At 69.9% G+C, this 22708-nt stretch carries 17 protein-coding genes; 13 read left to right on the forward strand and 4 right to left on the reverse strand.

The window, feature by feature from the left end; genetic code table 11:
- Positions 1–8 precede the first annotated feature (8 nt).
- From OXU32_10455 to mazF, 7 genes are all read left to right on the forward strand, one after another.
- On the forward strand, positions 9–830 hold the full coding sequence (locus OXU32_10455) for a hypothetical protein (protein MDE0074367.1): 822 nt from the start codon (positions 9–11) through the stop codon (positions 828–830).
- Positions 831–1005: 175 nt separating this feature from the next.
- Positions 1006–2403, forward strand: a complete 1398-nt coding sequence (locus OXU32_10460) for an amidohydrolase family protein (protein ID MDE0074368.1) — start codon at positions 1006–1008, stop codon at positions 2401–2403.
- Between the two features lie 11 nt (positions 2404–2414).
- Complete coding sequence (locus tag OXU32_10465) at positions 2415–3563, forward strand: acyl-CoA/acyl-ACP dehydrogenase (protein MDE0074369.1); 1149 nt, start codon at positions 2415–2417, stop codon at positions 3561–3563.
- A 12-nt stretch (positions 3564–3575) separates the two neighbouring features.
- A complete protein-coding gene (locus OXU32_10470; protein MDE0074370.1) occupies positions 3576–4496 on the forward strand; it encodes a CoA ester lyase in 921 nt (306 codons plus the stop codon).
- Positions 4493–5476 carry an acyl-CoA dehydrogenase gene (locus OXU32_10475; GenBank protein MDE0074371.1) on the forward strand — a complete coding sequence of 328 codons (984 nt, stop codon included), beginning with the start codon at positions 4493–4495 and terminating at the stop codon, positions 5474–5476. The genes OXU32_10470 and OXU32_10475 overlap by 4 nt, the downstream gene beginning before the upstream one ends.
- Before the next feature lie 107 nt (positions 5477–5583).
- Complete coding sequence (locus OXU32_10480; GenBank protein MDE0074372.1) at positions 5584–5823, forward strand: AbrB/MazE/SpoVT family DNA-binding domain-containing protein; 240 nt, start codon at positions 5584–5586, stop codon at positions 5821–5823.
- Positions 5817–6164 (forward strand): endoribonuclease MazF, encoded by a 348-nt coding sequence (gene mazF, locus OXU32_10485; GenBank protein MDE0074373.1) that lies wholly within the window; start codon positions 5817–5819, stop codon positions 6162–6164. Before OXU32_10480 ends, mazF begins: the two co-directional genes overlap by 7 nt.
- Positions 6165–6221: 57 nt before the next feature.
- Here the strand turns inward: mazF and OXU32_10490 are convergent, their stop codons facing one another.
- The 4 genes from OXU32_10490 to OXU32_10505 form a co-directional block, all read right to left on the reverse strand.
- The gene (locus OXU32_10490; protein MDE0074374.1) at positions 6222–7598 is read right to left on the reverse strand and encodes a YfcC family protein; all 1377 of its coding nucleotides are present in this window, start codon (positions 7596–7598) and stop codon (positions 6222–6224) included.
- 3 nt (positions 7599–7601) lie between these two features.
- Positions 7602–8351 carry an alpha/beta hydrolase-fold protein gene (locus OXU32_10495; GenBank protein ID MDE0074375.1) on the reverse strand — a complete coding sequence of 250 codons (750 nt, stop codon included), beginning with the start codon at positions 8349–8351 and terminating at the stop codon, positions 7602–7604.
- Positions 8348–11734 carry an amidohydrolase family protein gene (locus tag OXU32_10500; protein MDE0074376.1) on the reverse strand — a complete coding sequence of 1129 codons (3387 nt, stop codon included), beginning with the start codon at positions 11732–11734 and terminating at the stop codon, positions 8348–8350. Before OXU32_10500 ends, OXU32_10495 begins: the two co-directional genes overlap by 4 nt.
- Before the next feature lie 131 nt (positions 11735–11865).
- Entirely contained in the window at positions 11866–12942 is a 1077-nt protein-coding gene (locus OXU32_10505; GenBank protein ID MDE0074377.1) for a hypothetical protein, read from the reverse strand.
- A gap of 149 nt (positions 12943–13091) precedes the next feature.
- On the opposite strand from OXU32_10505, the gene OXU32_10510 reads away from it, so the two are divergent.
- From OXU32_10510 to OXU32_10535, 6 genes are all read left to right on the forward strand, one after another.
- Complete coding sequence (locus OXU32_10510) at positions 13092–13955, forward strand: MerR family transcriptional regulator (protein MDE0074378.1); 864 nt, start codon at positions 13092–13094, stop codon at positions 13953–13955.
- Between the two features lie 34 nt (positions 13956–13989).
- Positions 13990–14910, forward strand: a complete 921-nt coding sequence (locus tag OXU32_10515; GenBank protein ID MDE0074379.1) for a fructosamine kinase family protein — start codon at positions 13990–13992, stop codon at positions 14908–14910.
- A gap of 89 nt (positions 14911–14999) precedes the next feature.
- Positions 15000–16250, forward strand: coding sequence for a TolC family protein (locus tag OXU32_10520; GenBank protein MDE0074380.1), 1251 nt, complete (start codon positions 15000–15002; stop codon positions 16248–16250).
- Positions 16247–17848: an efflux RND transporter periplasmic adaptor subunit gene (locus OXU32_10525; GenBank protein MDE0074381.1), complete on the forward strand. Its 1602-nt coding sequence runs from the start codon at positions 16247–16249 to the stop codon at positions 17846–17848. Before OXU32_10520 ends, OXU32_10525 begins: the two co-directional genes overlap by 4 nt.
- A 13-nt stretch (positions 17849–17861) precedes the next feature.
- Positions 17862–20987: an efflux RND transporter permease subunit gene (locus tag OXU32_10530; protein MDE0074382.1), complete on the forward strand. Its 3126-nt coding sequence runs from the start codon at positions 17862–17864 to the stop codon at positions 20985–20987.
- Between the two features lie 169 nt (positions 20988–21156).
- Positions 21157–22674 carry a DUF222 domain-containing protein gene (locus tag OXU32_10535; GenBank protein MDE0074383.1) on the forward strand — a complete coding sequence of 506 codons (1518 nt, stop codon included), beginning with the start codon at positions 21157–21159 and terminating at the stop codon, positions 22672–22674.
- The last annotated feature ends 34 nt before the right edge of the window (positions 22675–22708 follow it).

Here is a 22708-nt window from a genome sequence, read left to right on the forward strand (position 1 = left end):
GGTCCGGCTTGGCGCTTGCCATCGCACTCGTCGCGTCGGTTGCCGGCGCCGGCGAGGTCGCGGGCCAGACGCCGCTGAGCTTCGAGGACTACCGCGCAACGGTCGAGCCGATCTTCCTGGCCGACCGCGGCGGATGGGGGCCGGGACGCGCGCCGTGCGCCACCTGCCACGTCGAGCAGGGCACGCCCCTGCGCCTGCAGCAGCTGCGCGAGACCGCCGAGGGAGAGGTCTACTGGTCGGAAGAGGATTCCCGCAGGAACTTCGAGGTCGTCTCCCGCCTGGTCACCCCCGGGGACCCGGACCGCAGCCGGCTCCTCAGGCAGCCCCTCGCGGAGTCGGCGGGCGGTTCGCCAATCCATGTGGGCGGGAAATTCTTCGAATCGAAGGATGACCCGGAGTGGCGCGCGATGGCCGACTGGGTCGCGGCGGCGGATCGGGTCGAAGCCACCTTCGGACCGCGTCTGGACGCCGACTTTTTCCGTGACTGCGTGCAACGCGTCTTCCTCGACAAGCGCCCGGGCGACGTGGAGTGCGTCCACTGCCACGCTTCCGGCGTGCGCGGCTTCGCCCCGCCCGTCCCCGAGGGCCGCGACTTCTGGAACGAGGAGGAGACGCGGCGCAACTACGCGCTCGCGCGCCGTTACGTGGAGCCCGGCGAGCCGATGATGAGCCGGCTCTTGACGCATCCGCTGGCGCCCTCCGCGGGAGGAGACTACTTCCACGGCGGCCCCCGCCGCTGGGCATCGACGGAAGATCCCGAGTGGCAGATGCTGGCCGCCTGGGTGCGCGGCGAAACGCCCGCGTGCGTGGTCGGCGAGGGCGATCGCTGACGCGCCCAAGGCAAACCCTTACGTAACGGCAGGGTTGCAAGGTCCGCCCTGTTTACGTTGCAGATAAGGACATGTAACTGTTGTGTGCGGGATCGCTTGCGTCCGGTACCGGGATCGGATCAATTCCGGTTCCGCACCACCCCGCGCCAACCTTACCCCGAGCCAGGGTGCCTCCATGAAGCGCTGCATCGGTAGCTTCCGCTCGATTTCGGCGAACGCTGACAGTCCCGTTCGCGGCCACGCGACCCTCGTCCCGGCAGTCGCGATCCTCGCCTTGGCGATTCCGGTCCTCACGAACATCGCTGCGCCCGAGCACCTGGCCGCCCAGCAGCCCATGGGCATGTACTCGGGCCCCACGGTCCTGCGCGCCGCGCGCCTGCTGGATGTGGAAACGGGCGAGATGCACCGGGACGCCGTGGTGGTCGTCGAGGACGGGCTCATCACCGCCGTGAATCCGGCGTCCGTCCCCGACGTCATGCACGACATGGACCTGGGCGACGTCACGCTGCTGCCGGGCCTGATCGACACCCACACCCATCTCGCCATGCAGATCAGCGCGACCTCCTTCACGGACGCCGTGACCCGGACGGAGGCGCACGCAGCCTACAACGCGGTCAAGTACGGGGACATCACCCTGCGCGCGGGGTTCACCACGGTACGCGACTATGGCGGCGACGTGACCGTCGAACTCGGGCGGGCGGTGGAACGTGGCGACATCATCGCGCCCCGCGTGATCCCGTCGCGCAACCCCCTGGGCATCACCGGGGGCCACTGCGACGTCACGGGCTTCGCGCCCGGCATCCGCGAGGGCGGCCCGGAGGAGGGCATCGCGGACGGACCCTGGGAGGTGGTCGAGGCGGTCCGCTACCAGATCAAGCACGGCGCCCAGGTGATCAAGACCTGCGCCACCGCCGGCGTCCTGTCGATGGAAGGCCCGGTGGGCGCCCAGCAGTACACGCTGGAGGAGCTGACCGCCATGGTCGAGGAGGCGGCCCGTCACGGGATCAAGGTCGCCGCGCACGCGCACGGCCCGGAGGGCATCCTGGCCGCGGTCCAGGCTGGCGTGGCGTCCATCGAGCACGGGTCGATCCTCACCGACGAGATCATGGACCTGATGATCGAGAAGGGGACCTACCTGGTACCGACGACCTACCTGGTCGACCGGATCGCTCTCGACCAGTTGCCGCCCCTGGTGCGTGCCAAGGCAGAGGAGATCACCCCGCTCGCGCGCCAGAGCCTGCAGCGGGCCATCGACCGCGGCGTCCCGATCGCCTTCGGTACGGACGCGGCGGTCTTCCCGCACGGCGAGAACGCCGGCGAGTTCGGCATCTATGTCGGGATGGGGATGAGCGAACTGGACGCCCTCCGCACCGCGACCATCCATGCCGCCGATCTGCTCGACACCCCCGACCGGGGCCGCTTGGCCGCGGGCATGCTCGCGGACATCATCGCCGTGCCCGGCAATCCGCTCGACGACATCGATGTGACGAAGGATGTTCGGTTCGTGATGCTCGGCGGGCGGGTGATCAAGCATGTCGTCGGCGGGCGCGACATGCACTCGATGGGACGATGAGCCGGTGAGTGATGGTCTCCCTCCACGATGAGCTTCGCGCCGGCGTCCGGTCGCTCTGCGCGCGCTTCGACAACGATTACTGGCGGGCCTCGGACGAAGCCCGCGCGTACCCGCACGAGTTCGTCGACGCGCTGACCGAGGCCGGATACCTGGCGTGCCTCATCCCCGAGGAGTACGGGGGGATGGGGCTCGGCATCCGGGAGGCGAGCGTCATCCTGGAGGAAATCAACCGCTCCGGCGCCAACTCCGCCGCCTGCCACGCGCAGATGTACACGATGGGCACCGTGCTGCGGCACGGCTCGGAGGAGCAGAAGCGGCGTTTTCTGCCGGGGATCGCTTCCGGCGAACTTCGGCTGCAGGCCTTCGCCGTGACCGAGCCGGATGCCGGCTCCGACACCACCCGCATCCGCACCTTCGCCGAGAGGCGAGGGCCCAAGTATGTCGTCACGGGACAGAAGGTCTTCATCTCGCGGGTGCGCCAGTCCGATCTCATGATCCTGCTGGCGCGCACCACGCCGCTGGACGAAGTGGAGAAGCGCACCGGTGGCCTCTCGGCGTTCATCGTGGACCTGCGCGACGCCGGGGACGCGCTCCGGGTGAAACCCATCGACACCATGATCAACCACGAGAGCTGCGAGGTCTTCTTCGATGGCGTCGAGGTGCCGGCCGGGAATCGGATCGGAGAGGAGGGCCGGGGCTTCCGATACATCATGTCGGGGATGAACGCGGAGCGCATCCTGCTGGCATCAGAGTCGGTGGGGGACGGGCTCTACTTCGTGGACCGGGCATCGGAGTACGCCCGCTCCCGGCACGTCTTCGACCGGCCCATCGGAGCGAATCAGGGCGTGCAGTTCCCGATCGCCGACGCGTACATGGACGTGCGCGCGGCAGCCGCGGTCCGGGACCAGGCGGCCCGGGACTTCGACGAGGGCGAGACCCGTGGCGACGGCCCCAACATGGCCAAATACCTCGCCTCGCGCGCGGCCTGGAAGGCGGCCAACGCAGCCATGGACGCCTTCGGCGGCTGGGGGATGGCGGCCGAATACGGAATCGAGCGCAAGTTCCGCGAGGCCCGCCTCTACCTGATCGCCCCGGTCGCGAACAACCTCGTGCTCAGCCATGTGGCGACCCACCTGCTGGGCATGCCGAGATCGTTCTAGAGGATGCGAACGATGAACGACGGAGCAGGCGCAACGGAAGGGCCAGGGATGGCCGGGCATTCCCATGCGCGGCTTGGCTGCCGCTCGATCCTGTTCGTTCCGGGATACCGTCCGGACCGCTTCGGCAAGGCGCTGGCGGCCGGGGCGGACGCCGTGTGCATCGATCTGGAGGACGCGGTGCCTCCGCAGCGGAAGGTGGTGGCGCGTGAAGCGGCCGTGCGCTTCCTGGCAGAGCGGGCGGCCGGAAGGGCCCGGAGCGCTGGCGGCCCGCCCCACCTCATCATTCGCATCAACGACCCCGAAACGAACCTGGGGCAAGCGGACGCGGAAGCGCTCCGCGGCGTTCGTCAACCCGACGCGTTCATGATCCCCAAAGTCAGAACCGCAGCAGGAGTACGCCGCGCAGCTCGGCTTCTCCACGATGGTGCGCCGCTGTTTGCCCTCATCGAAACGGCGCTCGGACTCGAGAAGGCGGCGGACATCGGGCAGGCGTCGCCGGCCGTCGCCGGGCTGGTTTTCGGCGGCTTCGACCTGGCCCTCGAACTGCGCGCCGACCCCAGCTGGGAGCCGCTTCTCTACGCGCGCTCGCGCATAGTGCACGCCGCCGCGTTGAGCGGACTGGACGCCATCGACATGCCGTCGGTCGATTTCGGTGAGATGAGGCGCCTGCGTGAGGAGGCCGGCAGGGTTCGTCTCCTGGGATTCGCGGGAAAGATGGCCATCCATCCGGTGCAGCTTCCGGTCATTCACGAGGTGTTCACCCCTTCGGAACTCGAGGTCGAGCGAGCTCTCCGCATTCTGGACGCGGACAGGGAGGCGGGCGGAGGCGCGGTCGCGCTCGAGGGCCGCATGGTGGACCGGCCGGTCGCCGAGGTGGCGCGGCGCGTGCTGGCCCGTGCGCGCGCGGCCGCCAGCCGAGAGGCACGCAAGTGAAGGAATCAGCGGTGCCGACCGAAGGTGAGAGGCGCACGCGGGTGCACACCGACATTCTCGCGCCCGGGCCGGCCCAGGCCATGCTCGGTCTGCTCGACCGCGATCCGCGCGCCATCTCGGAGGGCGGTCGCCTCCCGCTGGGATGGCACTGGCTCTATTTCAGACAGCCCTGCCGTGCTTCCCGTCTGGCGCGCGACGGACACGAGGTGCGGGGGGACTTCATGCCCGACATCGACCTGCCCCGGCGCATGTGGGCGGGCGGAACGCTCCGGTCGCTGCGGCCGGTTGCCCTCGGTGAGCGGGCCGAACTCAGATCGGAGATCGTGAGCATCACCGAGAAGCGGGGGCGGAGCGGCCGGCTCGTGTTCGTGACCGTGGGCCACACGGTCCTGCAGGGGAATCGCCGGTGCGTGGAGGAGGAGCAGGTGATCGTCTACCGGGAGGCCGCGCCTCGCCCGGCTGCTGCGACCGCCCGGCCTCAGGCCGCCCGGCAGAAGGCGGTCGCACCCGGCAGAGGAGGCGGTACAGCCGTTGCGGCGGGCGCCGACGATATGGCGAGCGGCAGCGGGGGGCGTGTCGATCTGGCCCCCGAATGGACCGGGACCTTCCTCCCCACCACGGTCACCCTCTTCCAGTTCTCGGCCCTGACCTACAACGGCCACCGCATCCACTACGACCATCCCTACGTCACGCAGCAGGAAGGCTATCCCGGGCTCCTGGTGCATGGACCGCTGACCGCGCTTCTCCTCCTGGATGCCGCCCAGCGACACAGCCCGCGCCGGGTGAGACAGTTCCGCTACCGGGCGCTGGCGCCGCTCTTCGTGGACCAGCCGATCGCGCTTGCGGGCCACGGGCCACCCGCCGGCGCGGACGGATCCGGTCCACAGCAGGAGCGCATCGTGGAGGCGCTCGCCCCGTCCGGCGCGGTCGCGATGCGCGGGTGGGTGACCAGGACTAGTGCTTCGAGGCCAGCAGAATGAGCATCCGCTGATATCCATATGCTACTCTTGGATTATCGAACGCCAGCGCTTGCGCTGCGACACCATCGGGATATCTATTGTATATTCCTACCGCAAAGGAGATCATCATGGGTGCCCGATCACACATCGCCAAGTGGGGGAGCAGCCTCGCCATCCGCATTCCCAAGCCCGTCGCGGAGCAATGGGGCGTCCGCGAGGGTTCGAGGATCGATATGGTGCCGCACGGCGACCAGCTCGTAATGAGCAAGAGAGCCTACGATCTGACCGAGCTGCTAGCCCGAATGTCGCCGGAGACGCTCCACGGGGAAATCGATACCGGACCTGCGCAGGGTAGAGAGGAGTGGTAGACGGTCCACACCCGCCGGACACCGGGGACATCGTCTGGCTCGCCTTCACCCCCCAGGTGGGTCACGAGCAGGCCGGGCGCCGTCCGGCGCTGGTGCTCAGCCCCAGGGACTACAACGGCAGGAGTGGTTTGGCGCTCTTCTGTCCGATCACATCCAGCCGGAAGGGTTATCCCTTCGAAGTCGTGCTGCCGGCGACGGGCAAGGTCACCGGTGTGGTCTTGGCGGACCAGATCAAGAGCCTGGACTGGCGAGCCAGGCGAGCCCGATTCGCATGCAGAGCCTCATCCACGGCCCTGAGCGAGGTACTGGCCAAGCTCTCGGTTCTTCTGAGCCCGCCGTGAGCAGTCGCCGGATTGCGTCCGACGCGTTGATGGTCTCCAAATGACCGTCGCCCCTCCTTACTGCAGCCCGATCCCCAGCGCGACCCAGATCGCCACCATGCCGATGGCGACCAGCCCCAGGTAGAGGGGCCCCACGTAGCGGATCCAGTCCTCGTAGCGAATCTTCGCGGACGCCAGGATCGCCATCAGCGCCCCGTTGGTGGGGGTGAGCAGCTCGCACAGCCCGGCGCCGTACTGGTATGCGAGCACGGTCACCTGGCGCGACATGCCGAGCAGGTCGGAGAGGGGCACCAGCACCGGCATGGTCAGCACGGCCTGCCCGCTCACGCTGGGGACCGGCACATGGATCGCCGCCTGGGCCGCCACCATCCCGAAGGCGGACGCCAGTACCGGCAGCCCCTCCAGGGGCGTGAACAGCCCGTGCACGATGGTGTCCACGACACGGCCGTCCTGCAGCACCACGTAGATGGCGCGCGCGAAACCGATCAGCAGGGCGGCGAAGGTCATCTCGCGGAAGCCGCGCAGGTAGGCCTCGGTGGTACCGGCCACGCCGAGCCCCGCCAGAACGCCCACGATCACGCCCATGATGAAGAAGGCCGCCGAGAGCTCGTTGAACCCCCAGCCCCACAACAGCATGCCGATGACCGCCAGCCCGAAGGCAGATCCCACCAACGCGAAGATCCCCCAGTCCGAGGCGCGTACGCCTTCGCCTTCATCGCCGCCCTCCGCCGGCTCCTCCATCCCGGCCCCGGCCCCATCCCCGGCCTGACCTCGATCCCGCGTCCGGTGCGCATAGCGCATGGTCATCGCAATCCAGAACCCGAGCGCGATCAGCAGAAACACGATCCGGAACAGCGCGCCCGAGGCCAGCGGCAGCTCCGCAAGCTGTTGCGCGATCGCCACCTGGAAGGGGTTGATGGGGCTGAAAGCGGAACCCACGAACGCGGCCCCCGCGCTCATCGCCACCGCCACCATCGCGTTGAAGCCGAGCCGGCGCGTGAGGATCAGCAGCACCGGAATCAGCGGAATGATCTCCTCCTGCAGGTTCTGGACGACGCCGCCTATGGCGAAGGGAACGGCCACCACCGGGATGATGAGCAGATCCCGTCCCTGCAGCGCCCGGGTCAGCGACGTCACGCCCCGCCGGAGCGCGCCGGTCGCGTCCACGACCGTGAAGGCGCCGCCGATCAGGAAAACGAGGAAGATGATGTCGGCCGCGTCGATCATTCCGCGCGGCAGCGCGACCATGGCCTCGAAGAGGTTCACCGGATTGGGCTCGACCTCCTCGTATGTTCCCGCGACGACCACGACGCGCCCGGTCGCCTCGTCGTCTCGGCGCTCGTACTCGCCGGCGGGCAGCAGATAGCTCGCGGCGGCGGCAAGAATCACGCCGGCCGTCAGCAGCACCAGGGGATGGGGGACGCGAAGCTTCATCGCCTATCTCCCTTCCATCCACTGCACCAGCGCATCCTGCGCGACGATCAGCACATGGCCCTGTCCCGGAAGGATGTCGAGCGTGACCTCCGCTCCCGCGTCCTGCAGGCGCTCCGCCGTGGTCTCCGATCCCTCGACCCAGCGGGCGTCGCCCTCGCCCACCATCATCCAGACGGGCACCCCGGCCAGCGATTCCAGCGATTCCTCGCCCGCGTAGCGCCCCGGCATCGCGATGATGCCTCCGACACGGTCCGGTACCGCAAGCGCCGCGTGGAAGACCCCGATCCCGCCCGCGGACGCGCCCGTCATGACGATGTCGGCGGACGCACCCGCGAAGTTCTCGTCGATCCAGCCCATCACGGCGGACATGACGGCCGTTGCGTCCTCATCCAGATCCGGGCCGTAGGTCTCCACGCCGACGACCGCGTATCCCACCGCCGGCGCCGCCTGGTCCCAGTACGAATCGATCAGTCCCAGCAAGAGGCTCGCATCGCCCGCGCCCCACGGGAACGCCACCACGACGCCCATTGGAGCCACCTCCGGGCGCACGACGGCGATGCTCACGTCGGACCCCGACTCCATCGGCAGCCGGATCCACTCCGGAAACTGCGGTAGCTCGGGCGCGATGCCGTTGTCGGCTCCGCAGGCGAGGGCAAGCGTGACGAGGGACGCCGCGAGAGCCCCGGCACGCGGAACCGTGCGGGGCTGGACCGGCTGAAGCTGGCCCGTGCGGGCCCGGCCCGGCCCGGTCATCGGCTCCCCCGGTCCCAGTAGCCCACAGGCCGGTTGTCCATCCGCCAGGCGTCCGGGTCGACCCACCAGTGCTCCCCGTACGGCTCCCGGCCGGGCCACACTTCGTCGAGCGTGAGCGCGTCCCGCACGATGCCCCCCTGCACCACGTACATGATGTCGGTGGTGTTGCGGATGTCGTCCAGCGGGTTCGAGTTGAGCACCAGCAGATCCGCGAGCTTGCCTTCCTCGATCGAGCCGATGTCCGCCTCGGCGCCCAGGAACACCGCGCCGTGCAGGCTCGCGACCTCGAGCGCGGTCATCGGGTCCGTGGCCGACTCGACCATCCAGATCTCCCAGTGGGAACCGATGCCATGGGCCTGCCCGTGCGATCCGATCGCGCCCCAGCCGCCCGCCTCGATCACGTCCATCATCCCCAGGGCGATGAGCGGGAAGCTGTAGTCAGTGTCGGGACGCTCCCAGCGCCGGCGCATGTGGGGGATGACCTGGCGCCAGGGCAGCCATTCGCGCTGCTTCGGGTCAAGCCAGACCTCGCTCTCCGCGAAGAAGAACTCCTCGTTCCAGGGCCCGATCCCGCCCACGATGAAGGTGGGCGAGTAGATGGCGCCCGTCTCGCCCAGGAAACGGCTGAGATCGCGGTACATGGGCAGGTAGGTCATGGGATGCTCGAACGCCGTCTGGCCATCCATGATCATGCCGATGGTGTACGGGGTGTCGTTGTTCTCGGAGGTGACCATCAGCCCCTTCCGGCGGGCGATGTCCGACACCCACTGGCGCTGGTCGCGGCGGGGCTGCAGGTACTGCTTGAGTGCGGTGGCGCCCCACGATGCCAGGCGGTTGATGTTCTGCTCGGCGACCTCGTAGCTGGTCAGGTCGTTCTGGCGGGCGGCGTCGCCGCGGTAGAGGGGATCGCCGGTGGAGTAGGTCCGCGGTCCCACCACTTCGCCAGCCCGGATCAGCTCCGCGCTGGCGAAGACGTTCTGCGACCACATCGAGTTGTCGAGGTTGGTCGTGACCCCGTAGGCGAGATAGATGGCCGACTCGAAGTCGCGCCTGGGGATGAGCCCCTTGTGCTCGCGGTAGTGGTGTGCGTGCATGTCGATGAAGCCGGGGACGATGGTCTTCCCGGTCATGTCCATGGTCCGGTCGGCCCCGGAGACGTCGCAATCGCCGACGCAGGCGATGCGGCTGCCCTCGATGAGCACCGTGCCGCTCTCGTGCACGGCGCGCTCGTCGAGGGTGACGACGCGCGCGTTCGTCAGGGCGAGGGTGCCGGAGGGGATGCGCCGATCGACGCTGAGGCGGATGGCCATGGTGTCGGTGGCCGCTGTCGCTACGTCGTGCACGAAGAAGGACTGGCCGCTCCCGAATTCCAGCCGGTCGTTGTCGAGCCAACGCGGAAAGAGGCCTCCTTCGGTGGTCAGCCGCGTGACCGGGACGGGGGCGCCGGTCTTTTCGAGCGCCACCGGCCCTCCTCCCGCGCCACCCGGTGGCAGCGGGGCCCAGAAGACGTTGTCGCCCTCCTGAAAGGCCACCCGGTCGCCGCCGGGCGACACGACGAACTCGTCGCCGTAGGGGATGGTGGCGTGCACGCGCGGGCCGGAGCCGTCCGGCGCGATCGACATTAGGGCGGTGACGTTGTCGCCGTCTTCCGCCTCGTGTCCCGCGGGGAAATGGATGCGCCCCTCGGGCCCGAAGGAAGCGCGCGTGATCTGGCGCCTGTTGCCGAGCAGCCCGCCGGCGCCGCTGGGGATGGTGGTGATGCGCTCCTGCGCACCTCCCGCCGTGGCGACGCGCCAGAGCTCCCAATACGGGTTCTGGGTCGCGGACCGGGCCCGGGAGGCCGCACCGCTCCCCCGGGTCACCACGATCTCGGAGCCGTCGGGCGCCCACACCGGATGCACGTACTCCGAGGGTGAGGTGGTCAGCTGCTCGGGGGCGCCGCCGCCGGACGGTATCTTCCAGACATGGCCGCCCTCTCCCCCCTCCCAGGTGGTGTAGGCCACCCACCGGCCATCCGGCGACCAGGCTGGCGAGTACTCGAAGGGGCCGTCCCCGGACGTGAGCCGGGTGGGGGCGCCCCCTCCGGCCGGCGCGAGCCAGATCCTCCCCACGGCTTGGAAGGCGACGCGCGAGCCATCCGGCGAGAGGGCGTACCAGCGGAGCATCTTCGCATCGAAGGGCCCGTCGTCGATGCGGAAGTTCGCGCGCGTCATCTCCGAGACGGTGCGTTGTACGCGGGCCGAGAAGGGCACGGTGGTCACGTCCCCGCTGGCCACCTCCAGCCTGTGGATCTTCCCTCCCTGGGTGATGACGATGCCGGAGCCGTCCGCCGTCCAGCCGTAGCCGGGCAGGATGCGGAGCGTCTTGATGCCCTCCGCGTTGTCGACCGTGATCGGGTCCATCGCCACGTGCTCGCGTCCCGTGTCCAGATCCCGGATCCAGAGCGCGGTGCGCGGCCCGAAGGTGTGGCCCCGGTAGGAGATGGTGCCCCCCGCGATACGCCGCGCGAAGGCCAGGTGGCGGCCGTCGGGGGAGATCTCGGCGGCGTACGCGCTCCCGCTCGAGGCGCGCACCTGCTGGGCCGCAGTGCCGCTGGTGATGTTGACGATCTCGCCGCTCGCCAGATCCTTGCGCCGCACCTGCCAGTGGCCCGCGAGGGCGTCGCGGCCCTGGAGCCCGGACGGCCCGGTGTAGACATGGAAGTAGAGGTAGCGGCCGTCGCTCGAGGGCGAGGGCCAGGCGGCCTGGGGCTGGTCGCCCACGACCTCAAGCCCGCCGCCGCCGTCCCGGTGGTACATCCAGATGCCCCCGCCGCCGCCGCCCGGCGTGGTGTTCTGGCGGCGCACGAAAATGTAGTTGCCGTCCGCCGACCACGCCGGCTCCACCGCCCGTATGGCGCCATCGACGAATACCGGGCGCGGGTTCGACCCGTCCGCGTCCATGACCCACAGGTTGTTCTGCCCCTCCCGGTCGCTTATGAAGGCGATCGTCGACCCGTCGGGCGAATACCGGGGGTGGTAGTGGGTGGCCACCCCCGTGCCCCCGGTGAGCAGCTCGGCCTCGCCCCCGCCATCCGCCGGAACGCGGTAGACATGGCCCAGCAGATCGAAGGCGATCCAGCGGCCATCGGGCGAGATGTCCATCGACATCCACGTCCCTTCTTCCGTGGTGAAGTCGATGTCGCGGGTCTCGCCCCGGGCCAGGGTCACGTCCCATTCATCGTCATCCCCGCCCCCGGCTTCCTGGGCAGCGAGAGAAACGCCGGGCACCAGGACCGCGACGAGGATGACCGCGAGCCCGGCAGGACCACGCCGGGCTGCCCGCGAAGCGGCCACGCCGGTGAACGACGATCGGATCGTGGGAAAAGGACGGATGGGGCGCATGGATGTTCTCCCGGGGTCGAGGAGTCGCGTTCTTCACCAGCGGCGAGCCTGAGGCTCTCCACCCCGCGTGGGGGGTGGCACCTCTGGAGATAGAGCGCGGGCAGCTTCCCGAGCAAGGTGGATCCGTGTGCCTACTCCCTCCCGCGCCGGCGCCGAAGCGACGCCCGCCGCTGCCGGTAGCTCGCGTACGCCCCGGGATGGTCCTCGGTGGCGCGCGCGGGCTCGGAGAAGGCGGTCAGGTGCAGTGCCGTCTCCTGATGGACCAGCGCCCCCGCGATCGCGCCCCTCGCCACGATCCCGACGTCATGCCCCAGCGCGACGGCCGGGTGAATGTCGAACGCCCCTTCCCGCAGACGGTCCACGAAGGCGCGCGCGTCCTCCGGCTTTGCAGCCCCGTCTCGAGCCGGCGGCCGCTCCATCGCGTCGATGGCGTAGCTGCGCACCAGCTTGGGGAAGAAGGCCGCGAATGTCTCGTGCCTGTCGAAGAGATCCATGCCGAACTGGCGCGGACCGGTGACGAAGATGGCCCCGACCTGACCGGACTCCAGGGACAGCTTCTCGACGTATTCGTCCAGCGTGCCCTCATGGCGCTCGTAGATCGCGCTCATCGCCTCGGTGGGCGAGTGCGCCTCCATGCGGGCGGCCTTCTCGCTGAGGTCGTCCCACACCGCGCCCTGGTCGGAGCGCCGCGTCCCGCTGGTGCGCATCGATTCCTGCACGCCGCGGAGTCTCGCCGCGCGCCCGCGGCTGTACTGCACCCGCTCGGTCACCGCGAAGTCGGGCCGGCTGTAGCTCCAGCGCCCGGCCTCCACGCACGACACCGGAATGGTTGTGGTGCGCTTGGCCGGCACCAGCAGCGTGAGGTTCGCGATGCGGTTCTGCTTGGCGCCCACCAGCTCCTCGCCGTCGACGATGAGCACGTCGGAGTCGGACCGGTTCTCGACCGCGAGATTGGGGACGCTGCCCTCGTTCTGCACTTCGCGCACGGAAACCAGCCCGGAGCTAAGTCCCTCCTCTAAAAGCACATAGCGGACGGTGCTCCGGAGATCCGAGGACAACGGGAAAACGGTCAACCCCGCGAAATGCGTGGGCTTTCCGATCGAGAGGCTGGACAGCGCGGTCCTGGCGCTGGAGATGGGGGTTTCGCTGGTGCGGGCGGTGGGTTCAGTGGTGCGGGCGGTGGGTTCGGCGGGGGATCGATGGCGCATGATCGTGTCTCCTTGTATATTGTCAGTAATCACCAGTTGTCATCAGTATACAGACTCGGTTGGCCCATGTCAACAGTAGTTGTCAGATTACACCAGTAAACGACACTTGAAGCGGGCGAGCAGACGCCGGCGGTCCTGAGAGGCAGAGAATGGGCAGCTACACCACGAGCGAGCTGGAGCGCGACACCGGGTTCGGCCGGAGGACGATCGCGTACTACGTGCAGGAGGGCCTGCTTCCGCGGGTGGGCCGGCGAGGGCCGCGCACCCGCTATCCCGAGCTGGTGCGGGATCGGCTCCTCTTCATTCGCCGCGTGCGCGAGGCCGAGGCGGAGAGCGAGATCCGGCCGGTGCCCCTCCGCGAGCTGCGCGAGCTGTTCGAGGCCCTGCCCCCCGGGCTGGTCGCGAGCGTCGCCGCCGGCGATACCCCGATGACCTCCGACATCGTCTCGCTCGCGTCCCTCGAGCAACGCTCCATGGTCGACCGGGTGGCCGCGCTCAGGAAGCGGCTCCTGGCCCAGGGGCCCGCGCCAATGCCCGCGCCCCCGTTCACCGAGGACCGGACGCCCGACCTGCGGACCATGGAAGAGCTCGAACCCCAGGGAGACATAGACGACCTCGCGGTGGCTACGCCGCGGGACATCGAGGAGCCCGGCGCGATGTACCTGGCCGCCCCTCGGCCTCCGGCATCCCTGTTCGAGGACGACGTGGCGGCCGACGCCGCTGACCGGCATCCGAGCACGGGCGATCCGGACGAGGAAGCCGATACCCTCGCGAATCAGCTGTCCTGGGTGCTGAATGAGCTGCGGTCCCAGGCCCGGCGGCGCCGCGAACTCGCTCCGGACTCCATCGACACCTGGTCGCAGGTCGAAGTCAGTTCCGACATCCGGCTCTCGATCCGGGGGATGGCGGATGAGGACGCGTTCCTCCTGCGCGTCGCCGGCCGCCTGCTGCGGCAGGTGCTGGAGAGCCGCAGTTCGCTTGTGGAGCGAACCCCGGGCGAACCCGGCGAGTAGCCGCCGGACCGGCGGGGAGCGGGGCCTCAAGGCCGTGGAGCCGAGCCGCGGTCTGACCGCGATCGCGGTGGAGAGCGCCTGCCGCGCGATCGGCCTGGATTTCGCCGACGTCCTGAGCGCGCGCCCCGTCGGAGGCGGATGCATCAACCAGGGCACCGCCCTTCGCACCACCCGGGGCGACTTCTTTCTCAAGTGGAACCGGCAGGCGGATCATCGCTTCTTCGGCGTGGAGTCCGAAGGCCTGGAGACGCTGGCCGCCTCGGGCTCGGTGCGGGTGCCGTCCGTCATCGCCGCGAGCGGGCCCGGGGACGAGGTCGCCTGGCTGCTCCTGGAGTGGATCGAGGAGGGCCGGCCCGACAGAAGGAGCTGGATCCGGCTGGGCCGGGAGCTGGCCGCGCTGCACCGGGGTGCGGACCCGGGCGGGCCGGATGCCCGCTTCGGGTGGAGCGGCGACAACCTGATCGGATCGCTGCCGCAGCCCAACGGGTGGAGCGACGACTGGGCCGGCTTCTGGGCGGAGCGGCGCATCCGTCCGCTGGCGCGGGAGTTGCGTGAGCGAGGCGCCCTCTCTGCCGCCCAGGCGAACATCGTGGAAGCGGTAGCCAGGCGCGCAGGCGAGCTCGTCAGTCCCGCGGCGGCGGCCGACGGCCCTTCCCTCCTCCACGGCGACCTCTGGTCCGGCAACGTCCTCTTCGCCCGCGACGGCGCGCCCGTGCTCATCGATCCGGCGGTGTACGTCGGGCACCGCGAGGTGGACCTGGCCATGGCCGATCTTTTCGGCGGCTTCTCGGGGGCCTTCCGCGAGGCCTACGAGGATGCCTGGCCGCTCCAGCCGGCCCATCGGCGACGGCGGCCCGCGTACCAGCTCTACCCGCTGCTGGTGCACGCACGGCTCTTCGGAGGCGGCTATGCGGCGTCCGCGGCAGCCGCGGCCAGGGCGGCGCTGGGGGGATAGGGACACGTGCCCCGTCGTTTCGCCCGGTCCGCTCCAACGGCATATCATCCTTGCTGAGGTACGAGCGGCAAACTCCCCCGGGAGGCAAGATGCGATTGACGCGGGTCGGTGTGGTCTTCTTGACGGGTGCTCTTGCGTCGGGGCCTCTCGCCCTGTCGGGACAGGACGGCGTGCCGCGGGTCACGCTCGCGGAAGCGCTGGAAGCCTTCGGCGAGAACAGTCCCGCGCTGCGCATCGCCCGGGCCGAGGCGGCCGGGATCGCGGGGCGGGCGCGCCAGTCGCGCGGCTACGCCAACCCCGCCTTCTCGCTCCTGCGCGAGGATCTGAGTCGTTCGGGCGAAGATTACTGGGAAGCGACCGCAGGGCTGATGCAGCGGATCGAATGGCCGGGTCGCACCGTGGCCCGCGGAGTGGCTGCCCGCCACACCGTCACCGGGGCCGAAGCCCGGTTTCGAGCGGACTCGCTGCAGCTGGTCTTCGCCGTCCGCGAGGCCTATGTGCGCGCTTGGCTCGCGGAGGAGGCGGAGCGCACCATCGGGCAGGCCGCGGAGATGATCCAGGGGGTCACGCGCGCGGCGGAGCAGCGCCTCGAGGCGGGCGACATCTCGGGGTACGAAACCCGTCGTCTGCGCCTTGGCCGCATTCAAGCCGAGAAGGATGAAGCGGATGCGGAGCTGCGCGCCCGCGCCGCCCGCAGGCTGCTGGCGTCCCTTGTCCTTCCGGAAGTTTCCCTGCACGAGCTGGGACCCGCGGATGCGATAATCGGCGTTCCGCCCGCCATCGCCTCCGGGAGCGCCCTCGATGCCCTTTCCCGGCGTCCTGATCTGGAGGCGGCCGCGCGGGAGCTGGACGCGGCCCGAGCCCAACACCGGGTCGCGAACCTGGAGTGGGTGCCCGATCCCACCGTGAGCCTGGCGTACAAGGAGCACGCGGACGGCTTCAGGGGCGCGACGGTCGGCGTGGACCTGCCCCTGCCGATCTTCAACCGGGCCGGGGGTGCCCGCGAAGAGGCCGCCGCGCGCGAATCGGCGGCCACGTCTGGCCTGGACCTCCTCCGCCGCCAGGCCGAACTCGACCTCGTCGATGCGTCCGATCTGTACTCGGTCGCGCGTGAGCGCCTGGAGGTCACGGGCGAGGGGCTGTTGGCGGAATCCGAGGTTGTGCTCTCATCGGCGCGGGTAGCGTATGATGAAGGCGAGATGACGCTGGTGGAGTTCCTGGACGCAACGGGGGCCTTCAGGGATGCCCGGCTCAGCGCGCTCACCCTGCGGGCGGAAGCCTGGATCGCCTACTACAACCTGGTGCGCGCCATGGCTGGCGGCCCCGGGGAGGAATCATGATGAGGGCGGATGGGGTGGCGCCGGTGTCGGCGGTCTTGATTGCGCTGGTGTCCGGGGTCGCGTCGGCCCTGGTGTCGAGGGTCAAGACTGCGCTGAGGCCCGGGCTCGCCGTCGTGCTGGTGTTCGGGACCGCCGCGCTCTGGCTCATCGGCTGCGGTCCGGGCGTGGACGAACTTCCGCCGGAGCCCGATCAGGCCTTTGCCGGGGGCGCGGTGGTGACCCACTGGACCGACGCGCTCGAACTCTTCGTCGAATACCCCCCTCACGTTCGCGGGCTGGCGGGCGACGTGTGGGCCATCCACCTCACCTGGCTCGCGGACTGGTCGCCCGTCGAGGGCGGCAGCCTGACGCTGGCGCTGCAAGGACCGGGAGGGGCGCGTGAGGAAATCGTCATGCCCGCGCCCGCCCGGGCAGGCGTCTTTACGACAGCTCCGGTGCTGCCGGCCGCGGGCATCTGGCGCGCCGACCTCACCCTCTCGGTCGACGGCCGGGAGTACCCGGTCCCGGTGGGCGAACTCGAGGTCTTCGAGAGCGTGGACGCCCTGCTGCCGGACGAGGAGGTGTCGCCTCCGGGCCTGATCACGCTGCTCAAGGAGCAGCAGTGGGTGATGCCCTTCGCGGTGGCGGCCGCGGAAGAGAAGAGTATCCCCCGTTCGATTCCTGCCGCGGGAGAAATCGTCGCGCCCGCCGACGGCCTCGCGCACGTCTCCGTGCCGGTCACCGGCCTGGTGGTCGTGCAGGGTCCCACGCCCGCTCCGGGGGATCGGGTCGCCGCGGGGCAGACGCTCGCGCTGATCGCGCCCACCAGCCTGGACGACTCCTTCGCGCGCATGCAGGTGCGGGTGGCGCACGCCGAGCGGGAGGCGGCGCGCGCAGAGCGGCTGTTCGCCGCGGAGGCCGTCCCGGAACGCCGCCTGCTGGAGGCGCGGCACGAACTGGAAGTAGCGCGCGCGGCATTCGCGGCCGTAGGCGGGATGGAGTCGCCGGAGGGCGATGAGGCCGCGCACCTGTATGCGCTGCGGAGCCCCATCGGCGGGGTCATCGCGGAGCGCCATGTCGCCCCCGGCGAGCAGGTGGAAGCGGGCGCGCATGCGTTCACGGTGGTCAATCCGGCGACCCTCTGGTTTATCGCCCGGCTGCCGGCACGGGAGGCCGCGGCGGCGGGCGGGGTGCGGCAGGCGTGGTTCACGGTCGAGGGTGCGGACGCGATCCACACCACCGACAGGGTGGTCTCCACCGGGACGGTCATCGACCCCGAAACCCGCACCCTGCCGCTGCGCTTCGCCGTCGACAACCCGAGCGGCACGCTCAAGGTGGGCATGCTCGCCGAGGGGCGGCTGCTCACGGGAGAGCCGGTCACCGGCGTCGCCGTCCCGTCCGCCGCGATCCAGGACGAAGACGGGCTCGGGGTCGTCTACGTCGAAGTCGGCGGAGAGAGCTTCCAGCGCCGGGTGGTCGAGGCGGGGCCATCCGACGGGGCCTGGACCCTCGTCACCGGCGTGGCGAGCGGCGAGCGGGTGGTCACCGAGGGCGCCTACCAGGTGTTCCTCGCGTCGCTGGGCGAAGCAGACCTCGCCGACCACGGCCACACGCACTGACGAGTACCGGCTGATGACCCCGACGCCCGCCGAACGGGAGCGGACCGGCCTCCTCGACGCGGTGGTCGGCGCCTCGCTCCGGCACCGGCTGCTCACCGTCGGCGCCGCGGCGATTGCACTCGCCGGTGGGGGATGGGTCGCGGCGACGCTTCCCGTCGACGTCTTTCCGGACCTCACCGCCCCGACCGTCACGGTGCTCACCGACGCCCACGGCCTGGCGCCCGAGGAGGTCGAGAGCCTGGTGACCTTCCCGCTCGAAACCGCGGTCAACGGAGCCCCGGGCGTGCGCCGGGTGCGGTCCAGCTCGGCGCAGGGCATCAGCATCGTGTGGGTGGACTTCGACTGGGGCACGGACCTGTTCCGCGCGCGCCAGATCGTGAACGAGCGGCTCCAGCTCGCGGTTGCGCAGCTCCCCGACGACGTGACGGCTCCCGTCCTGGCCCCGGTCAGCTCGATCATGGGCGAGATTCTGCTGGTCGGCATGACCGCGCCGGAAGGGCAGCTCATGGAAGCCCGCACCGCGGCGGACTGGACGGTGCGGCGTCGTCTGCTGGCCGTGCCGGGCGTGTCGCAGGTGGTCCCGATCGGGGGCGAAGTACGCCAGTACCAAATCCTGGTAGATCCCGGCCGGATGCGGGCATACGGCATCGCGCTCGACGAGATTCTCGCCGCCGCCGAAGCCTCGAACCGCAACGTGTCGGGCGGCGTCTATCGCTCCGGAGGCCGGGAAGTCCTCATCCGGGGCCTCGGGCGCGCACGCGGCCTGGAGGAGATCGGCCTCACCGTGGTCGCGGTGCGCGACGGCGTGCCCGTGCTGATCGAGGATGTCGCCGACGTGCGCATCGGCCCGAAGATCCGCTTCGGAACCGCCGCGGTGAATGCCGAGCCCGCCGTCATCCTCTCGATCCAGAAGCAGCCCGGCGCCAACACGCTTGAGCTGACGGAGCGGGTCGACGCCGAGCTGGACGCCATCGAGGCCGAGCTTCCGGCGGGGGTCTCATTCGCGCGGGCCATCTTCCGCCAGGCGGACTTCATCTCGCTGGCCGTGGAAAACGTGGTCGAGGCGCTCCGCGACGGGGCGGTGCTCGTCGTCGTCATCCTGTTCCTTTTCCTCTGGAACCTGCGCACGACGGTCATCTCGGTGCTGGCGATTCCCCTGTCGCTCGCGCTGGCCGTGATCGCCCTGCTGCTGCTCGGGGGCACCATCAACACGATGACCCTGGGGGGGATGGCCATCGCCATCGGCGCCCTGGTCGACGACGCCATCATCTTCGTGGAGAACGCCTACCGGCGGCTGCGCGGCAACCGGCAACAGCCGGAGGACAGGCGGCAGCCGACGCTGCCGCTGATCCGGTACGCGGCGCGCGAGATGCGCGACCCGATCGTCAATGCGACCATCATCATCACCGTGGTGTTCGTGCCGCTCTTCTTCCTGTCCGGGGTGGAGGGCCGCATGCTGCGCCCGCTCGGCCAGGCCTACATCGTGGCCATTCTGGCCTCGCTGCTGGTGGCGGTGACCGTGACTCCGGTGCTCTGTTCCCTGCTCCTGTCGGGCGATCGCTCGCTGGCCAGGAAGCAGGAGCCCTGGCTGCTGCGCGGGGTGCAGCGCGTCTACGGCAACCTGCTGGAATGGACCCTGCGCCGCTCCGGTGTGGTGGTGGCGGGGGCAGGCGTGCTGCTGCTGGGCACCCTGGCCGTGATTCCCTCGCTGGGGGGCGAGTTCCTGCCGCCGTTCCGGGAAGGTTCGCTGACCATCTCGGTGGTGAGCCTGCCGGGCACTGCGCTCGCCGAGTCGGACGCGATCGGGGCGCGGGTGGAGCGGCGCCTGCTGGCCCATCAGGCCGTGGTCTCCACCTCGCGCCGGACCGGGCGGGCGGACCTGGACGAGCACGCGCAGGGCCCCAACGCCTCCGAGATCGACGCGCGCCTGGACCTGGACGACTACGACCTGGACGATGTCCTGGCCGAGCTGCGCGCCGACCTCACCGGGTTTCCGGGCACCAGCATCACGGTGGGTCAGCCCATCGGACACCGCATCGACCACATGCTCTCCGGGACGCGTGCCGCCATCGCGGTGAACCTGTTCGGGCCCGAGCTGCAGCCCCTGCGCGACATCGCGGGGGAGATCGAGGCCGTCGCCGGACAGGTTCCCGGCCTCGTGGACATCGCCGTCGAACGGCAGGCGGACGTGCCGCAACTCCAGGTTCGAGCCGACCGCCGCGCCATGGCCCGCTACGGCGTCACCCCGGGCTCGCTGACGGCCGCTGTGGACGTGGCGTTCCAGGGCGAGGAGGTCTCGCTGATCCGCGAGGGTCAGCGCGCCTTCGACCTGGTGGTGCGCTACGCCGAGGAACACCGCGCGGACGCCGATGCCATCGGAAGCACGCTGGTGTCGACGCCGGCGGGGGCCACCGTCCCGCTTTCGCAGCTCGCCTCCGTCGTGCCGGCGCGCGGTCCCAACACCATCAGCCGTGAAAACGTCCAGCGAAAGATCGCGATCAGCGCCAACGTGGCCGACCGCGACGTGGTAAGCGCGGTGACGGAGCTGCAGGAGAAAGTCGCGGCGGAAGTGGCGCTGCCGCAGGGGTACTCGCTTCAGTACGGCGGCCAGTTCGAGAGCGGACAGGCGGCCACCCGAAGCATCACCATCCTCTCGTTCTTCTCCATCGCGGCGATCTTTCTGGTGCTGCTGCGGGCCTTCGGCAACATCCGCACGGCGGTGCTGCTCATGGCCAACCTGCCGCTGGCGCTCGCGGGCGGCGTCGCCGCGGTGATGCTCATCGGAGGCGCCATCAACGTCGCCACCCTGGTCGGTTTCATCACCCTGTTCGGCATCGCGGTGCGCAACGGGATCCTGCTGGTGAGCCGCTACCAGCACCTGTGCGGGCACGGCCTTCCCCTCCCGAACGCCATCCGGCGCGGATCCGCGGAGCGGCTCAGCCCGATCGTGATGACCGCGCTCACCACCGGGCTGGCGCTGATACCGCTGGCGCTCGGCATCGGCGAGCCCGGCAAGGAGATTCAGGCTCCGCTCGCGGTCGTCGTGCTCGGGGGCCTGACCACCTCGACCTTCCTCAACATGTTCGTCATTCCCGCGCTCTTCCTGCGGTATGGCCGATTCGGGAAGGAAGCGCGCTGAAAACAGCCGGACGGCGCCCGACTCGCTGCGGCTGGCACGCTGTGAGCGCCTTGGCAGGCGCCAACTCCCGATTTGCGGTGTCCGTGTGACCCGAACAAATACCGAATTACGGGGTAGGAGGAGGTGAGCCAGTAACCGATCTTCCCAGAGCCCCCGGAATCAGACCACCATGTCCTCTGCCTCCGCCACACCAGTCGCACTCGCCCCAGTTCCTCCTTCGCCCACTCCTTCCACCTCAGGCCAGCCCGCCGCGAGTCCGCTCGTCCCAACCGCGCCCGCTTCTATTACGCCCATTCCCGCCGCAGTCGCCCCTGTTGCGCCCATCTCCAAAGGGTTCAGCCCCGATCTCGATCCGCTCGGCGACGAGATCGCCCTTCTCTGCGCCCACATCACCGCCGCCACCTACCGGCTCCTCTGCCTGCTGAAGGTCTACGACGAAGAGGAACGCTGGCAGGGATTCCGCTCCTGCGCCCACTGGCTCTCCTGGCGCACCGGCATCTCGCTCGGTCCCGCCCGCGAGAAGATGCGCGTGGCCCGCTGCCTCCCCTCCCTGTCCCTGATCCCCGAAGCCTTCGCCAGGGGAGAGCTCTCGTACTCGAAGGTGCGGGCCCTGACGCGCATCGCCAACCCGGAAAACGAAGAGAAAATCCTCGACTTCGCACGCCACGGCACCACCGCGCACGTGGAGCGCATGGTCCGGCATTGGCGCTGCCTGGACCGGGGCGACGCCTCGGAGGCCGCCCGTGCGGAGCGCCGCGGCCTCTCGGTGTGGCTCACCGACGACGGCAGCTATGAAGTGCGGGGCCGCCTCAACCCGGAGGTGGGCGCCCTGCTCCTCAAGGCGCTCGAGGTCGCGGAAGGCCGGCTCTACCGCGCCGAGCGCAGCGCCGGGACCGAGCACCGGACCACGCCGCTACAGCGTCGAGCCGACGCCCTGGGGCTGTGGCTCGAGGAGCGCGTGCAGCCTCAGGTACAGCTCGTGATGCACTCGTTCCAAGGGGAGGAGCAGGAGAAGCGGGAGGAGCATCAGAAGCAGGAGGAGCAGGAGCAGGAAGTGTCGGCCCCGCTGGTCACCGAGGACGGCTCGAGCGTTTCAGCTGAAACGTCTTCGCGGCTCGCATGCGATGCCGAAGTCGTGCCCATCGCGCGTGGGGCAGACGGTTCCGTGCTGGATGTCGGGCGTCGCCGGAGGACGGTGGGCTGGAGGCTGCGCAAGGCCCTCGAGGCCCGCGACGGCGGGTGCCGCTTCCCGGGATGCGACTCGCGCGCGCGCATCCACGCCCATCACATCACGCCATGGGCCGAGGGTGGAGAGACCGCGATGGACAACCTGGTGCTCCTGTGTCCGTTCCACCACCGCGCGGTCCACGAAGGGGGATGGCGGGTGGAGATGGACGAGTGGGGAGCCCCGCGCTTCCTCAAACCCCAGCGCGTTCCGCTGCCGATGGTGCCCGCCTCCCCGGACATCGGCGGCCTGGTGCCCCGCGGCGCCGCGACGGCACGTCCGATGTCTTCGCGGACTTTCCCGGTGTCGTCGGCGCAGGACTTCGGTCTGACCCGCTGGCACGGACAGGACGGCATCGACGCCTGGACCGGGGACTCGCTGTGGACGGGCGAACGCATCGACTGGGGCTATGCGATGTTGTGCCTCTGGACGGATGGAGATGAGGTCGCGCGAGGGACGTAGGGAGACACTGGCCACCCCTGACCCTTCGTCTACA

This window comes from Gammaproteobacteria bacterium, assembly GCA_028819075.1.
GTDB lineage: Bacteria > Gemmatimonadota > Gemmatimonadetes > Longimicrobiales > Gaopeijiaceae > BD2-11.

Bases quoted from the DNA above. Each gene is read 5' to 3' on its own strand.
- OXU32_10530 (MDE0074382.1), top strand. From the start codon at position 17,862: ATGACCCCGACGCCCGCCGAACGGGAGCGGACCGGCCTCCTCGACGCG.
- OXU32_10495 (MDE0074375.1), bottom strand. From the start codon at position 8,351: ATGACCGGGCCGGGCCGGGCCCGCACGGGCCAGCTTCAGCCGGTCCAG.
- OXU32_10465 (MDE0074369.1), top strand. From the start codon at position 2,415: ATGGTCTCCCTCCACGATGAGCTTCGCGCCGGCGTCCGGTCGCTCTGC.
- OXU32_10525 (MDE0074381.1), top strand. From the start codon at position 16,247: ATGATGAGGGCGGATGGGGTGGCGCCGGTGTCGGCGGTCTTGATTGCG.
- OXU32_10505 (MDE0074377.1), bottom strand. From the start codon at position 12,942: ATGCGCCATCGATCCCCCGCCGAACCCACCGCCCGCACCACTGAACCC.
- OXU32_10535 (MDE0074383.1), top strand. From the start codon at position 21,157: ATGTCCTCTGCCTCCGCCACACCAGTCGCACTCGCCCCAGTTCCTCCT.
- OXU32_10500 (MDE0074376.1), bottom strand. From the start codon at position 11,734: ATGCGCCCCATCCGTCCTTTTCCCACGATCCGATCGTCGTTCACCGGC.
- OXU32_10460 (MDE0074368.1), top strand. From the start codon at position 1,006: ATGAAGCGCTGCATCGGTAGCTTCCGCTCGATTTCGGCGAACGCTGAC.
- OXU32_10510 (MDE0074378.1), top strand. From the start codon at position 13,092: ATGGGCAGCTACACCACGAGCGAGCTGGAGCGCGACACCGGGTTCGGC.
- OXU32_10490 (MDE0074374.1), bottom strand. From the start codon at position 7,598: ATGAAGCTTCGCGTCCCCCATCCCCTGGTGCTGCTGACGGCCGGCGTG.
- OXU32_10480 (MDE0074372.1), top strand. From the start codon at position 5,584: ATGGGTGCCCGATCACACATCGCCAAGTGGGGGAGCAGCCTCGCCATC.
- OXU32_10520 (MDE0074380.1), top strand. From the start codon at position 15,000: ATGCGATTGACGCGGGTCGGTGTGGTCTTCTTGACGGGTGCTCTTGCG.
- OXU32_10470 (MDE0074370.1), top strand. From the start codon at position 3,576: ATGAACGACGGAGCAGGCGCAACGGAAGGGCCAGGGATGGCCGGGCAT.